14 protein-coding genes are annotated in these 14,307 nt (G+C 47.8%); 8 read left to right on the top strand and 6 right to left on the bottom strand.

The window, feature by feature from the left end; genetic code table 11:
• Positions 1–2: 2 nt before the first annotated feature.
• Positions 3–449, bottom strand: coding sequence for a peptidylprolyl isomerase (locus tag FD971_RS08170; protein ID WP_041484945.1), 447 nt, complete (start codon positions 447–449; stop codon positions 3–5).
• A 30-nt stretch (positions 450–479) separates the two neighbouring features.
• On the opposite strand from FD971_RS08170, the gene radC reads away from it, so the two are divergent.
• From radC to rpmG, 3 genes are all read left to right on the top strand, one after another.
• Positions 480–1,175, top strand: a complete 696-nt coding sequence (gene radC / locus FD971_RS08175) for a DNA repair protein RadC (protein WP_371743033.1) — start codon at positions 480–482, stop codon at positions 1,173–1,175.
• Positions 1,176–1,319: 144 nt separating this feature from the next.
• Positions 1,320–1,553, top strand: coding sequence for a 50S ribosomal protein L28 (rpmB, locus tag FD971_RS08180; RefSeq protein ID WP_011903570.1), 234 nt, complete (start codon positions 1,320–1,322; stop codon positions 1,551–1,553).
• Between the two features lie 11 nt (positions 1,554–1,564).
• Positions 1,565–1,732, top strand: coding sequence for a 50S ribosomal protein L33 (rpmG, locus tag FD971_RS08185; protein WP_015421876.1), 168 nt, complete (start codon positions 1,565–1,567; stop codon positions 1,730–1,732).
• A 100-nt stretch (positions 1,733–1,832) separates the two neighbouring features.
• On the opposite strand, the gene FD971_RS08190 is transcribed toward rpmG, so the two are convergent.
• The 3 genes from FD971_RS08190 to purN are packed head-to-tail and all read right to left on the bottom strand — an operon-like array spanning position 1,833 to position 5,277.
• Entirely contained in the window at positions 1,833–3,032 is a 1,200-nt protein-coding gene (locus FD971_RS08190) for a fatty acid desaturase (RefSeq protein ID WP_215333838.1), read from the bottom strand.
• 29 nt (positions 3,033–3,061) lie between these two features.
• Positions 3,062–4,651, bottom strand: coding sequence for an RsmB/NOP family class I SAM-dependent RNA methyltransferase (locus FD971_RS08195; protein ID WP_215333839.1), 1,590 nt, complete (start codon positions 4,649–4,651; stop codon positions 3,062–3,064).
• Positions 4,648–5,277, bottom strand: coding sequence for a phosphoribosylglycinamide formyltransferase (purN, locus tag FD971_RS08200; protein WP_215333840.1), 630 nt, complete (start codon positions 5,275–5,277; stop codon positions 4,648–4,650). Before purN ends, FD971_RS08195 begins: the two co-directional genes overlap by 4 nt.
• A 51-nt stretch (positions 5,278–5,328) precedes the next feature.
• Here purN and FD971_RS08205 point away from each other — a divergent pair, with 51 nt between their 5' ends.
• Genes FD971_RS08205 through dut form a run of 5 tightly spaced genes read left to right on the top strand, consistent with a single transcriptional unit; the run spans position 5,329 to position 11,347 of the window.
• Positions 5,329–6,279 (top strand): bifunctional riboflavin kinase/FAD synthetase, encoded by a 951-nt coding sequence (locus FD971_RS08205; RefSeq protein ID WP_215333841.1) that lies wholly within the window; start codon positions 5,329–5,331, stop codon positions 6,277–6,279.
• A complete protein-coding gene (gene ileS / locus FD971_RS08210; protein WP_371743078.1) occupies positions 6,254–9,133 on the top strand; it encodes an isoleucine--tRNA ligase in 2,880 nt (959 codons plus the stop codon). Before FD971_RS08205 ends, ileS begins: the two co-directional genes overlap by 26 nt.
• A gap of 29 nt (positions 9,134–9,162) precedes the next feature.
• A complete protein-coding gene (gene lspA / locus FD971_RS08215; RefSeq protein WP_215333843.1) occupies positions 9,163–9,657 on the top strand; it encodes a signal peptidase II in 495 nt (164 codons plus the stop codon).
• A 9-nt stretch (positions 9,658–9,666) separates the two neighbouring features.
• A complete protein-coding gene (gene coaBC / locus FD971_RS08220) occupies positions 9,667–10,878 on the top strand; it encodes a bifunctional phosphopantothenoylcysteine decarboxylase/phosphopantothenate--cysteine ligase CoaBC (RefSeq protein WP_215333844.1) in 1,212 nt (403 codons plus the stop codon).
• A 19-nt stretch (positions 10,879–10,897) separates the two neighbouring features.
• Complete coding sequence (gene dut, locus FD971_RS08225) at positions 10,898–11,347, top strand: dUTP diphosphatase (RefSeq protein ID WP_215333845.1); 450 nt, start codon at positions 10,898–10,900, stop codon at positions 11,345–11,347.
• A gap of 54 nt (positions 11,348–11,401) precedes the next feature.
• Here the strand turns inward: dut and clpA are convergent, their stop codons facing one another.
• Positions 11,402–13,708, bottom strand: a complete 2,307-nt coding sequence (gene clpA / locus FD971_RS08230; RefSeq protein ID WP_215333846.1) for an ATP-dependent Clp protease ATP-binding subunit ClpA — start codon at positions 13,706–13,708, stop codon at positions 11,402–11,404.
• A complete protein-coding gene (gene clpS, locus FD971_RS08235) occupies positions 13,705–14,061 on the bottom strand; it encodes an ATP-dependent Clp protease adapter ClpS (protein WP_062310600.1) in 357 nt (118 codons plus the stop codon). The genes clpA and clpS overlap by 4 nt, the downstream gene beginning before the upstream one ends.
• Positions 14,062–14,307: the final 246 nt, after the last annotated feature.

Below are 14,307 nucleotides of genomic sequence, written 5' to 3' on the forward strand. Positions count from 1 at the left end.
AATTAAAGAATGGCAACGATTTCAGCTTCGAAGGTAACGGGCCTTCCAGCAAGTGGGTGATTGAAATCAAACCAAGCACCCTCTTCATTAATCGATTGCAATACACCGGCGTATTGCGCTCCACCTGGCGCATTAAATTCAATCACATCGCCAGGATTAAATTCCACATCGTCATCGCGGCCCTCTTTGAGTGCACCCAAAGAAACCCACTGAATTAATTCTTCTTTACGCTCACCAAAGCTTTCTTCCGGCGGCAGTAAGGCGCTTTTCTTTTCACCCACAGCCAATCCAATTAATACCTTTTCAAAACAAGGCGCAAATTGTCCAGAACCCATCAGCACCGTCGCAGGACGATCGATAAAAGTATTGATGTAGTCATCCCCACTAGGCAAAGTCAGCCGATAGTTGAGGGTGAGGAAGGAGTTGGGCAAAACCGTAAGCTTAGTCATAAGGTAATTGTATCTAGGCCAGACCCCAGCGTGCATTCACCCATTACAGATTGGCCAAAAATGGAACAGCCCCGCGAGAAACTGCGTACCCTGGGAGCCGCAGCTCTCAGTGATGCTGAGTTACTGGCGATCTTCCTACGGGTTGGCGTCAAAGGCAAAACCGCGGTTGCTTTAGCGGAGGACCTACTCCACCACTTTGGCAATTTGCCACGCTTGCTCTCCTGCACCCCAGCAGAATTAACCCAGATTCATGGCATGGGTATTTCCAAATGGCCACAAATTCAGGCGGCTTATGAGCTTGTAAAGCGAAGTCTTGAGGAAACCCTCTCTCAAGAGTCTGTTTTTTCATCTCCTGCCTACGTAAGAGAGTTCCTGCAGGCTCGATTTGGGCGCCTGCCGCACGAAGTCTTTCTATGCCTGTACCTCGACTCCCGACTGCATCTGATTGAGTGCCAGGAGCTCTTTAGAGGCTCCCTGACCCACACAGCTGTGTACCCACGAGAAATCCTCAAGGAGGCCCTTTCTAGGAATGCCAGCGCCCTGATCGTGGCGCATAACCACCCCAGCGGCAATCCACTCCCTAGCATTGCCGATCAAGAACTCACCAAGATGCTCGCCAAAGCCTTGCAGTTAGTGGATATTCCACTGCTTGACCACTGTATTGTTAGTGAGAGCGGATTTTTCTCATTTTCAGATGCGGGTCTTATGAAAAATACTCTAAATTAGAAGTAAACACTAACTTATTAGGCATTTTTGCCCAATATCAGCAAGCAGGCAGTCCAATCGATAAAACTAAAGCCAATTAGGGGTAGATCAAAGTGCCCGGAGACTGATACAATCTTCTTTTTTCGCAATTAATGGAGTTATGTCATGGCAAAAGTTTGCCAAGTCACTGGGAAGAAGCCGATGGTTGGCAACAATGTATCCCATGCAAACAATAAAACGAAGCGTCGCTTTTTGCCGAATTTGCAAAACCGTCGTTTCTGGGTTGAATCTGAAAACCGCTGGATTAGCTTGCGCTTAACCAATGCTGGTTTGCGCGTTATCGACAAAAACGGCATCGATGCTGTTTTGTCTGATCTCCGTGCACGTGGCGAAATTTAAGGAGCGCACAAATGGCTAAAGGCGGCAGAGAAAAAATTAAATTAGAGTCATCAGCTGGTACTGGTCACTTCTATACAACTTCAAAAAACAAGCGTACAAAGCCTGAGAAAATGGAGATCATGAAGTTTGATCCAACCATTCGCAAGCACGTTGCTTACAAAGAAACAAAGCTCAAGTAATTTATCGATTCGATATTTATTTGCAGCAAATAAAAAACCCGCTGATGTAGCGGGTTTTTTATTATCTTGATTTTTACCAAGATCAAAATCAACTCATTTCTTAAGCGTAACGACGCAATCTCAAAGAGAAGTCACGTAGACTTGATAAACCACTCTCTTCGGCACGCTGACACCAAGAATGCAACTGAGAAACCAGTTGATCACCTGTAGCATTGGATCGATTCCAAATCGCTTGTAAATCACGGCGCATCTCAATCATCTTACGAAGCTGCGCATTCGTTGCCATCAACTCCTCTAGCTTGATTTTTTCTTCTGCACTTAAACGACTCTCATCTTTACCCAGCCAGGTACGCGCATCTTGCAAATGAGCAGCCAACACATGCATATGCTGAACCTCATTACTGAAAAAGGCGCTCAGGGTCTTACTGTAGCGAGCCATGATTTCATAACGGTTGGCAATGATGGCTTCGAGTGTGCCCTGATCGGCAGGACGTAAGTCACTCAGTATCGGCTTGGGAGAGGTCTTCTTCACTTTAGCTAAGCCAACCGCACTCATCATCTGAATGTACATCCACCCAATGTCAAATTCGTACCACTTACTCGAGAGCTTGGCGCTCGTAGCAAAGGTGTGATGGTTGTTATGCAACTCTTCGCCACCAATCAAAATCCCCCAAGGGAAAATATTTCTAGAGGCATCTTCGCAGTCGTAGTTGCGATAGCCCCAGTAGTGGCCAATGCCATTAATAATTCCAGCGGCAGTAATTGGAATCCACAGCATTTGTACTGCCCACACTGTTAGACCAATTGCGCCAAATAAGAACACATCGACAATCAACATCAAAGCAACGCCTTGCCAAGAAAACTTGGAATAGATGTTGTGCTCTAGCCAATCATCTGGGGTGCCATGACCAAACTTATCCAAAGTCTCTTGATTACGTGATTCTTCTTTATACAACTCAGCGCCACGAGAGAGGACGGTATTAATACCAAGAACTTGCGGGCTATGTGGATCATCCACGGTCTCGCACTTCGCATGATGTTTACGATGAATCGCTGCCCACTCTTTGGTGACCATGCCAGTGGTTAGCCAGAGCCAAAAACGGAAGAAATGAGACATGATTGGATGAAGATCCAAAGCACGATGTGCTTGGCAACGGTGCAAGAAGATGGTGACGGCTGCAATCGTAATATGCGTCGCCACTAAGGTGAAGACAGCGATTTGCCACCAAGCCCAATTGAGGTAACCGGAAGAAAGCCAGTTAAGAAATAAGTCAAAACCTGAGGCTGAAACTGTGTTCAAAAGGGGTATCCCTGAAAAGATCTAAAACCCTATTTTAGTTCTTTAACCGCTTTCTTGCTTTTGACTTTTACCGACTTTTCGTCATCTTTATCGACAGTTACTGCAGAAACAGCCGCTTTTTTCTGAAAAACAGCCCCAAAGAAGCCATCTGTACCATGAATATGGGGCCACAACTGCCACCAAGGGTTATCAGGGCTGCAGCCTAAGGGAATTTTATCCTTTGGAAACAATGATTTAAGAACTTCAGCAGCAGGAATAGCCTCAAAATTAGGGTGCTTTGCCAAGAAATCTTCTGCAATTTGCTGGTTTTCTTGTGGCAATAGGCTGCAGGTGGCATAAACCAAGCGACCACCTGGTTTGAGCAAGCGGCTGGCGGAGGCCAAGATATTCATCTGCTTTTGATTGAGCTCCAATACACCCTCTGGGGTCTGACGCCACTTGAGATCGGGGTTGCGTCGCAAAGTGCCCATGCCGCTACAAGGAGCATCCACTAACACACGGTCAATCTTGCCGGCTAAGCGTTTGATCTTGGAGTCGTTCTCACTATCAATCCACACAGGATGAACGTTAGAAAGGCCGCTACGGGCTTGTCGTGGCTTCAAATTGGCCAGGCGACGCTCAGATGTATCTAGGGCGTATAAACGGCCTGTGGAGCGCATGATTGCCCCAATCGCCAAAGTCTTGCCGCCAGCACCTGCACAAAAGTCCACCACCATCTCACCGCGTTTAGGGGCAAGCAAATAAGCCAACAGCTGACTGCCTTCATCCTGAACCTCAAACATCCCTGCTTTAAAGCCAACCGTATTTTGCAAAGCAGGCTTACCCATGATGCGCACACCATCAGGAGCATACGGAGTTGGAATTGCTTGATAGCGACCACCAAGGGCATTCATCTCTGCAAGCAATTGCTCGCGAGTTGTCTTCATGGTGTTCGCACGCAAATCCAAAAGTGCTGGATGCATGAGTGATTTAGCTAACTCTTCACGAGATTCTTCACCAGGATATTTTCCAAAAGCATCCCACAACCATTCCGGTAAATTATTGCGAACCAAGGGATTGAGCGCGGATGGATCGACTGTTGCAAAACGTTGCAACCACTCGTACTCGCCTGTCTTTAATACGTGGGCTAAATCAGCAATCGCACTCTCAGCACGGTTAGCAGAGCCTAAACCACCTTCAGACAAAGCAGACAGCAAACCCAATAGGGCTAAGCGTCTAGCCTGTGAACCCTCGCCACTAGAAGCGAACTGTGAGAACTCATTTTTACGACGCAAGATAGCAAAAGCACTCTCAGCAATTAAGGCGCGATCACGATTACCTAGTTGCGGTTCAGAGCGGAAATACCGGCTCACAACACGATCTGCCGGTTGCTCAAAATTCAACAACTCTGGAAGCAAGCGCTCCAAATGAATTGCATGCTGAGGCAACGCCTTGGCATTAGAAAAGTTTTTTTGACCTTCTGGCGCAATGATGTTTCCGCTCGCATTACGGCGCTCTGGGCGACGCAATGGATCTTTGGATTTAGCGGCGTAACTTTTTTGTGGGCCTAGGCGTGATCCAGACCTAGATCCAGACTTTGAACCAGCACTGGCTCCTCGGGATGAACGTTCTTTACTCATAATTTTATTAATTGCGACTCCGGTGGTTGAACCTGAACTTGATTACCTTCTATTCGCAATCGTCCATCTAGGAACCATTTTACGGCCCGCGGATAAATCTGATGCTCAGCAGCCAAAACTCGCGCTGCCAAACTATCCGCATCATCGCCCGGAAGCACAGGAACTGAGGCCTGGCAAATGATGGGGCCTTCGTCTACACCCTCAGTCACAAAGTGCACGCTGGCACCGTGTTCGGCCACGCCAGCCTCCAAAGCCCGCTCGTGGGTATGCAAACCAGGGAAGGCTGGCAGCAAGGCAGGGTGAATATTGATGAGTCGACCCTCAAAATGGCGAATAAAGCTCGGGGTCAGAATTCTCATGAAACCGGCTAAAACCACCAAATCAGCACCTAATTCATCGATTTTATGAATGAGGGCAGCATCAAAGGACTCTCGGGTGGCGTGCTCCTTGTGCTCAATGGCAAAAGCAGGAATCCCCTGGGAGCGAGCAAAATCAAGGCCCTTAGCTGCAGAGTGATTAGCAATCACCCCCGCAAATGTGACTGGCCAACGCTCTTTTTGAGCAGTTTTGACTATGGCCTCGAAATTGGATCCGCGGCCTGAGATTAAGGTGACGATAGATGGCATGCCCACAATATAATTGATGGTTACCCCGAAAGCGACCCTGAAAGCGATTTAGTGAACGTATTCCGTGGCCCCACCCAGTTTTCTGCAGGACCAGCTTGTGCCTTAACCATCGGTAATTTCGATGGCGTGCACAGGGGTCACCGCGCCCTGCTCAAACAACTGAAGGATGGCGCACATGATCGTGGCTTGGTTAGCTGCGTGATGACTTTCGAACCGCACCCTAAAGAATTCTTTTCCCCAGAACAAGCGCCCCCACGAATTTTAAACTTGCGTGACAAGCTAGCTGCCTTTGCTGACATTGGTATTGATCGCGTAGTGGTGGAGCATTTCAATAGCGCATTTGCGCGCCTCACCCCAGAAGAATTTGTTTCTGCAATTATTGTCAAACAACTTAATGCCAAATGGATTTTGATCGGTGATGATTTTTGTTACGGTGCAAAACGTGCGGGCAACTTTGCAAGCCTCAAAGCAGCAGGCGAACAATTTGGTTTTGAAGTTTCTAGTATTCGCACCGTGCTAGAAGATGGTGAGCGTATTTCCAGCTCAGCGCTACGCAATGCGCTAGCCAATGGAGATATGGATCAAGCGACAAAATTACTAGGACGTCCTTACGGCATCTCTGGCCACGTGATTCACGGGCAAAAGCTAGGCCGTACCTTGGGCTTTCCTACGCTGAATCTTGCTGTTGCTAATCACCTCCATCATCGTAAGCCCGCTTGCACCGGCATCTATACCGCACAAGTATTGGGACTTGGAGATAAACCACTTCCCGCTGTAGCTAGTCTCGGCGTAAGACCAACAGTTGAAGATGAAGGTCGTGTATTGCTTGAGACGCACATCTTTGATTACAACGCCGATGTTTACGGAAAAATTATTACCGTAGAACTCTTAGAAAAAATCCGTGATGAGGCGAAGTACTCTGACCTCGACACCCTTACTAAAGCGATTGCATCTGATGCAGCGCATGCCAGAAATTATTTCCAGAAAAAAGCTTATGTCTGAAAAAGAAAATTCTTATCCCGTCAATCTTCTAGAGACCTCCTTCCCGATGCGGGGAGATTTGCCAAAGCGAGAGCCGCAGTGGGTTGCGCAATGGCAAAAAAACAAGCTCTATGAAAAGATTCGTGCAGCACATGCCAATCAACCAAAGTTCATCTTGCATGATGGCCCCCCATATGCAAACGGTGATATTCATATTGGACATGCGGTCAATAAGATCCTCAAGGACATGATTGTGAAGTCCCGCTGGCTAATGGGCTTTGACTCTGCATACGTCCCAGGCTGGGATTGCCACGGCATGCCGATTGAGATTCAGATTGAAAAAGAATTTGGCAAAAATTTGCCGACTGCCGAAGTCCAATCAAAAGCACGCGCCTACGCTAAGGTGCAAGTAGATAAGCAGAAGAAAGACTTTGAGCGTTTAGGCGTGCTGGGCGACTGGAACAACCCTTACCTCACCATGAACTACCGCAATGAAGCTGATGAAATTCGTGCGCTTGGGAAGATCTGGGAAAAGGGGTATGTTTTCCGTGGCCTAAAGCCTGTCAACTGGTGTTTTGATTGCGGCTCTGCATTAGCTGAAGCTGAAGTGGAATATCAAGATAAAACCGATCCAACAGTCGATGTTGGTTTTGCTTTTGATGATGCGCAGCGCCCTCAACTTGCAAAAGCGTTTGGTCTGCCTGAGATTCCAGCTAAACCTGGAATGATTGTGATTTGGACAACAACACCTTGGACCATTCCATCAAACCAAGCACTCAATGTTCATCCTGAACTCAGCTACGCTTTGGTAGACGCTGGCGACAAGTTACTTATCTTGGCTAAAGATCGCGTAGAAACTTGTCTGGAAGATTTTGGTCTTGAGGGCAAAGTAATTGGCACCTGCTTAGGCAGTCAGTTAGCCAACATCTCTTTCTGGCATCCACTGGCGCCATTGCATGAGGGATACAAACGCCTCTCACCAATCTACCCTGCTGAATACGTCACCTTAGATACCGGTACTGGTGTTGTGCACTCTGCCCCAGCCTATGGCGAGGAAGACTTTAAGTCTTGCAAGGCAAATAAACTGGCTGATAAAGATATCTTGAACCCAGTCATGGGTAACGGTGTCTACGCTTCTTGGTTACCACTCTTTGCCAATGAATATATTTGGAAAGCCAATCCGAAGATTGTGGAAGCTATGCGTGAGGCAGGAAGTCTCTTGCGAGATAAGACCTATACCCACTCTTACATGCACTGCTGGCGTCATAAGTCGCCGATTATTTATCGCGCGACCTCACAGTGGTTTGCGAGTATGGACAAGAAACCATCTGATGGCAGCGCGAGTTTGCGTGAGACTGCATTAGCAGGTATCGAGAACACAGAGTTTTTCCCAGCCTGGGGTAAGCAACGTTTGAACAGCATGATTACTAATCGCCCAGATTGGACTCTGTCACGCCAACGCCAATGGGGCGTACCTATGGCCTTCTTTGTTCATAAAGAAAGTGGTGAGCCACATCCTCGCACAGTCGAATTGCTTGAAGAAATTGCAAAGCGTGTTGAAAAAGAAGGTATCGAAGCTTGGCAAAAACTCGAAGTGGCTGATCTGCTTGGCGAAGAAGCTACTCAATACGAAAAGAATCGCGACACCTTGGATGTGTGGTTTGACTCTGGCACTACGCATTGGCATGTCATCCGTGGCTCACACCGCAATGAACTCTATCGCCCTGAAGCTGAAAATGCAGATGGTCGTTTAGCTGACTTATACCTTGAGGGCTCAGACCAACATCGTGGCTGGTTTCATTCCTCTTTACTGACTGGCGCCATGCTTGATGGCAAGCCGCCATATAAAGCACTGTTAACGCACGGGTTTACGGTTGATGGCCAAGGCCGCAAGATGAGTAAGTCTGTGGGTAATGTGATTGCCCCCCAGCAAGTTGCCGATAAGTTGGGTGCAGAGATTATTCGCTTATGGGTAGCGTCTACCGATTACTCCGGCGAGATGACGATCTCGGATGAGATTCTGAAACGCGTTGTCGAAAGCTATCGTCGCATCCGCAATACATTGCGTTTCTTATTAGCCAACCTATCCGACTTCGATTCAAGTAAGCACACAATGCCAACAAGTGAATGGCTAGAGATTGATCGCTATGCGCTTGCACTCGCCAATCAATTGCAGCAAGATGTACAAGCACACTACAAGGCTTATGAATTCCAGCCCGCAGTAGCACGCATGCTGACTTTCTGCTCAGAAGACTTGGGTGGCTTCTACTTAGATATTCTGAAAGATCGTCTCTATACCAGTGCACCGGATTCGAAAGAGCGTCGCGCTGCACAGAACGCCCTCTTCCACATCACTCGCAATCTACTCAAGTGGCTCGCTCCTTTTCTCTCCTTCACCGCTGAAGAAGCTTGGTTGTCATTACCTCATGGTGAGAATGAGAAGCTTAGTGAATCCATCTTCATGGAAGAGTTCGGGACTTTCCCAGAAATCGCTCAAGCTACTGAACTGCTTGCTAAATGGAACCGAGTACGAGAAATTCGTTCTGAGGTAACCAAGGCGATTGAGATTGAACGTGAAGCCGGTAATGTTGGCTCATCACTTCAGGCGGAGCTCACCATTAAAGTAGGTGATGTCGATTTCGCAATTCTGCATTCCCTGGAAGATGACTTGCGTTTTGTGACCATCACCTCTAGCGCCAATATTGAACTCAGTAATGCAGGTCTTGAAGTGCTGGTTCGCGGTAGCCAATATAAGAAATGCGGTCGTTGCTGGCATCACACTGCTGATGTTGGTGCAAATGCCGAACATTCCGAGTTATGTGGTCGCTGTATTAGCAATCTCTTTGGTGATGGCGAATCACGCTTGTTTGCATAAACAAAAGATACTCAGACCCATCAAGCTCTATGAATGCAAACTTATCATTTCTCCGTTATCTAGCGATTGCAATTGTTACGCTATTGCTTGATCAACTGAGCAAATGGTACGCCTTGAGTAATTTGCAAATTGGTGTGCCGGAACCTGTTTTGCCATTCATGAACTGGCTCTTATTACTTAATCCTGGTGCCGCTTTTTCATTTTTAGCTCAAAGCTCGGGTTGGCAGCGTTGGTTCTTCACAGTTCTTGGCCTCGCAGCGTCTATCTATATTCTCTGGCTGCTTCGCAAGAGCCTGGGCGACAAAATGCTTTGCTGGGCCCTCAGTCTCATTTTGGGCGGCGCACTAGGGAACGTCTTGGATCGGATCATGTATGGCGCTGTAGTGGACTTCATTGACCTGCATTACGCGAATTGGCATTGGCCGGCCTTCAATATTGCTGATAGCGCTATTTGCATCGGTGCAGCCCTCATCATTTGGGGCGAGCTTCGCAAGTCATTTGGCAAAACCTCTCAACCCCAGTAAGCTGGCGCCATGCAATCACTTTTAAATAAGAAAATCGTTCTCGGTATCTCTGGTGGCATTGCAGCCTATAAGTCTGCAGAGCTAGCACGTCAGTTGATGCAAGAAGGGGCTAGCGTTCAGGTCGTGATGACTGAGGCTGCTCAGCAATTTGTGACGCCAGTCACTATGCAGGCGCTCACAGGCAATCCGGTCTATACCAGTCAATGGGATAGCAGCATTCCTAACAATATGGCTCACATTGAACTTTCTAGAGCTGCAGATGCCATTTTGATTGCACCAGCAAGCGCTGATCTCATGGCCAAGCTCTCACTCGGCTTGGCAGATGACTTGCTCACCACACTTTGCCTGGCTAGAGACTGCCCTCTATTACTAGCTCCCGCTATGAATAAGCAGATGTGGGAACACGCTGCAACACAAAGAAATGCAGAGCGACTCGCAGCAGACAAGGTTGCATTACTCGGTCCGGCTAGTGGCTTTCAGGCATGTGGCGAAGTCGGCTACGGACGCATGCTCGAGCCCGTAGAAATTACTGAGCAACTCATTGCCTTCTTCCAGAAAAAATCATTGGAGGGCAAACGGGTACTCATCACTGCAGGCCCTACCTTTGAAGCGATTGATCCCGTCCGCGGTATTACCAATCGCAGCTCTGGCAAGATGGGTTTTGCGATCGCGCGCGCGGCTGTTGAAGCTGGTGCAGAAGCTCACCTGATAGCCGGTCCTTGCGATTTAGATACACCGCTAGCTGCAACTGGAAAAATTACACGAACTAATGTTGTGAGCGCTAAAGAAATGCACGCCGCCACAATGCAATCCTCTGATTGCGATATTTTCTTTGCGGTAGCTGCAGTGGCTGACTGGGGCATTGCCAAGCCATCCAAAGACAAGATTAAGCGTCAAGGCAAGCAAGCTCCCAATTTAGAGTTCCTTGCAAACCCAGACATCCTTGCCGATATAGCTAAAGTAGTCAAAACCAAAGGCGGCAAGGCGCATCCTTATTGTGTTGGCTTTGCAGCTGAATCCACAGACCTCCTGAAGCATGCACAAGAAAAACTGCAGCGCAAAGGTATTCCGATGATCGTGGGCAATATTGGCCCAGATACTTTTGGTAGCGATCTAAATGAATTACTCATCATTGATGAGAGCGGCAGTAAGAAAATTGCGAAGGCTGAAAAACTTCAACTAGCACGTCAGTTGATTCAGCTAGTCGCCAAGAAAATTTAATCTCGCTTTAGGAAACTCTATGCAAGCACTTCAAGTCAAAATTCTCGATGAACGTATGCGCGATCAATTACCTACATACGGAACCCCTGGTAGCGCCGGGTTAGATTTGCGCGCCTGCATTGATGAAGCCATTGAAATTGCCCCCGGCCAAACCGTACTCGTGCCAACCGGCTTAGCAATCTATGTAGAAGACCCGCGCTATGCGGCGTTCATCCTGCCGCGCTCTGGCCTAGGCCATAAGCATGGGATTGTTCTTGGGAATCTTGTCGGATTAATTGATTCCGACTACCAAGGCCAACTGATGGTTAGCACATGGAATCGCGGATCTACAACATTCAAGCTCGAGCCTATGGAGCGCCTTGCTCAGTTAGTAGTGATGCCCGTGCAACAAGTAGAACTCAAAGTGGTTGAGGAATTCACCGAGAGTAGTCGTGGCGCAGGTGGGTTTGGAAGTACAGGACGCAGCTGATTTAGATATTTCGGCCTTACCCAATAAAAAACCACCCGTAGGTGGTTTTTTTCCTCAAATCTCCTCGACTGGAGCTACATCAGCTTTAGGTCTCTTACCCGGTACCACTGGGGCATCAAACTGAAGCTGCACTTTGCCATCAGCATCAATGTCGACATCCACATGACCGCCTTGCGCCAACTTACCGAATAGCAATTCATCAGCGAGTGCTTTGCGAACTGTGTCCTGAATAATTCGCTGCATTGGTCTTGCGCCCATGAGTGGATCAAAGCCATGCTTAGCCAAATGCGCGCGTAATGCTGTGCTGAATGTAGCATCCACCTTCTTCTCGTGGAGCTGCTCCTCCAACTGCATCAGGAACTTATCAACCACACGCATGATGATGGTTTCATCAAGCGCCTTAAAGGACACAATCGCATCCAAGCGGTTGCGGAACTCTGGGGTGAAGAACTTCTTAATATCCGCCATCTCATCGCCAGACTCACGCGCATTGGTAAAGCCGATGGTGGACTTCTGCATCGCTTCTGCACCAGCATTGGTTGTCATGATGATGATGACATTACGGAAGTCTGTCTTACGACCATTGTTATCCGTGAGAGTGCCATGATCCATTACCTGCAAGAGGATATTGAAAATGTCAGGATGGGCTTTTTCGATCTCATCGAGCAGGAGAACACAATGCGGCTTCTTATTGACAGCCTCAGTGAGCAAGCCGCCCTGATCAAAGCCAACATACCCTGGAGGCGCACCAATCAAACGGCTAACTGCATGGCGCTCCATGTACTCGGACATATCAAAACGTAAAAGCTCAATGCCTAGGATGTACGCAAGCTGCTTAGCAACCTCAGTTTTACCTACACCTGTTGGACCTGAGAATAAGAATGAGCCAATTGGCCTGTCAATCTTGCCAAGACCAGCGCGAGTCATCTTAATGGCACTTGCTAAGGCCTCAATTGCAGGATCCTGTCCGAAGACCACACTCTTGATGTCACGATCTAGTGTTTGTAGCTTGCTACGGTCATCCACGGTTACAGACTGTGGCGGTATACGGGCAATCTTCGCTACGATCTCTTCAATCTCTGGGCGACCAATCGTTTTCTTCTGCTTAGACTTTGGCAAGATGCGTTGGGCTGCGCCAGCCTCATCAATCACGTCAATTGCCTTATCTGGCAAATGGCGATCGTTGATATAGCGTGAAGAGAGCTCAGCGGCCGCCACTAAAGCAGCAGAAGCATACTTAACGCCGTGATGCTCTTCGAAACGGGACTTGAGACCACGCAAGATTTGTACGGTTTGGTCGACGGTTGGCTCAACTACATCAACCTTCTGGAAACGACGTGACAATGCCGCATCTTTTTCGAAAATGCCGCGGTACTCAGTAAAGGTGGTTGCGCCAATACATTTGAGCTGACCATTCGATAAGGCGGGCTTTAATAAATTACTAGCATCTAAGGTCCCGCCCGATGCGGCACCTGCACCGATTAAGGTATGAATCTCATCAATAAACAAAACACCATGAGCGCTGTCTTTCAAAGACTTCAAAACACTCTTGAGGCGTTGCTCAAAATCTCCACGGTATTTAGTGCCAGCCAATAGCGCACCCATGTCCAATGAATAGACCGTAGCATCAGCCAGAATTTCAGGGACATCGCCTTTGACAATTCTCCAGGCCAGGCCTTCAGCAATCGCAGTCTTACCAACGCCGGCCTCACCCACCAATAGCGGATTGTTTTTACGGCGACGGCACAGCACCTGAATGACGCGCTCAACTTCACTATCACGACCGATGAGCGGATCAATCTTGCCCTGCTTAGCGAGCACATTGAGATTTTGGGTGTACTGCTCCAAGGGGCTCTCTTTACCGCCAGAGGATGCGTCTTCAGCCTCCTGAGTAGATTCAGCAGGCTTCACTTGCTCAGTTTGATCTTTGCGAACACCGTGACTAATAAAGTTCACTACGTCTAAGCGGGTTACACCTTGCTGCTGCAAGAAATACACCGCATGCGAATCTTTTTCACCAAAGATAGCAACTAATACGTTTGCACCAGTAACTTCTTTTTTACCGCTTGAGGTGGATTGCACGTGCATGATGGCACGCTGAATCACACGCTGAAAACCCAAGGTTGGCTGCGTATCAACCTCATCGTTACCAGGTACAACCGGTGTGTTGTCATTAATAAAGTTTTTGAGTTGCGCACGCAATTCGGCAATATTGACAGCGCAGGCCTTTAAAACCTCGACTGCGGTTGCGTTATCCAACAAGGCGGCAAGCAAATGCTCGACCGTAATAAATTCGTGTCTTGAAGCTCGCGCATCAACAAACGCCATGTGCAAACTGACTTCTAGTTCCTGGGCAATCATGCTTCCTCCATAGTGCACTGTAGTGGGTGACCCGCTTCGCGGGAGAGCTCGATAACTTGATGCACTTTTGTTGCCGCAACATCACGTGTAAATACACCGCAAATGCCTTTGCCAACTAAATGAACCTGCAACATGATCCGTGTAGCTGTTTCATGATCTTTATTAAAATACTCCTGAATGACCATCACTACAAATTCCATTGGCGTGTAATCGTCATTCAATAGTAAAACTTTATACATCGAAGGCGCCTTTAATTTCTCGGCCTGCTTTTCGAGAAGAATAGTGTCTTCAATATGGGGGTTGTTTGGATTGCCAACCGTGGGATTTTTCGTTGTACGACTCATGAGAAACATTCTAAACACAGATATAAAAATTGGGATTTGAGGGCTTTGTTGCAAAAAAACCATCAAGAAAGACCTCTTAACCCCATATTGGGCCATTTTTCGATAAAAAAAGGGGGCTTTAACAGTAACTATCTTTACCCAACCCCTTGACACCCCACCATAAAGGGCAAACAATCAGGGGGTAGGCTTTATTTGAAGTCCTATTTAGGCGTGTTGTAGAGCGAGACTGATTAAAAAGTATTCACCCTCATCACG

Source organism: Polynucleobacter sp. AP-Ainpum-60-G11 (assembly GCF_018688375.1).
Taxonomy (GTDB): domain Bacteria; phylum Pseudomonadota; class Gammaproteobacteria; order Burkholderiales; family Burkholderiaceae; genus Polynucleobacter.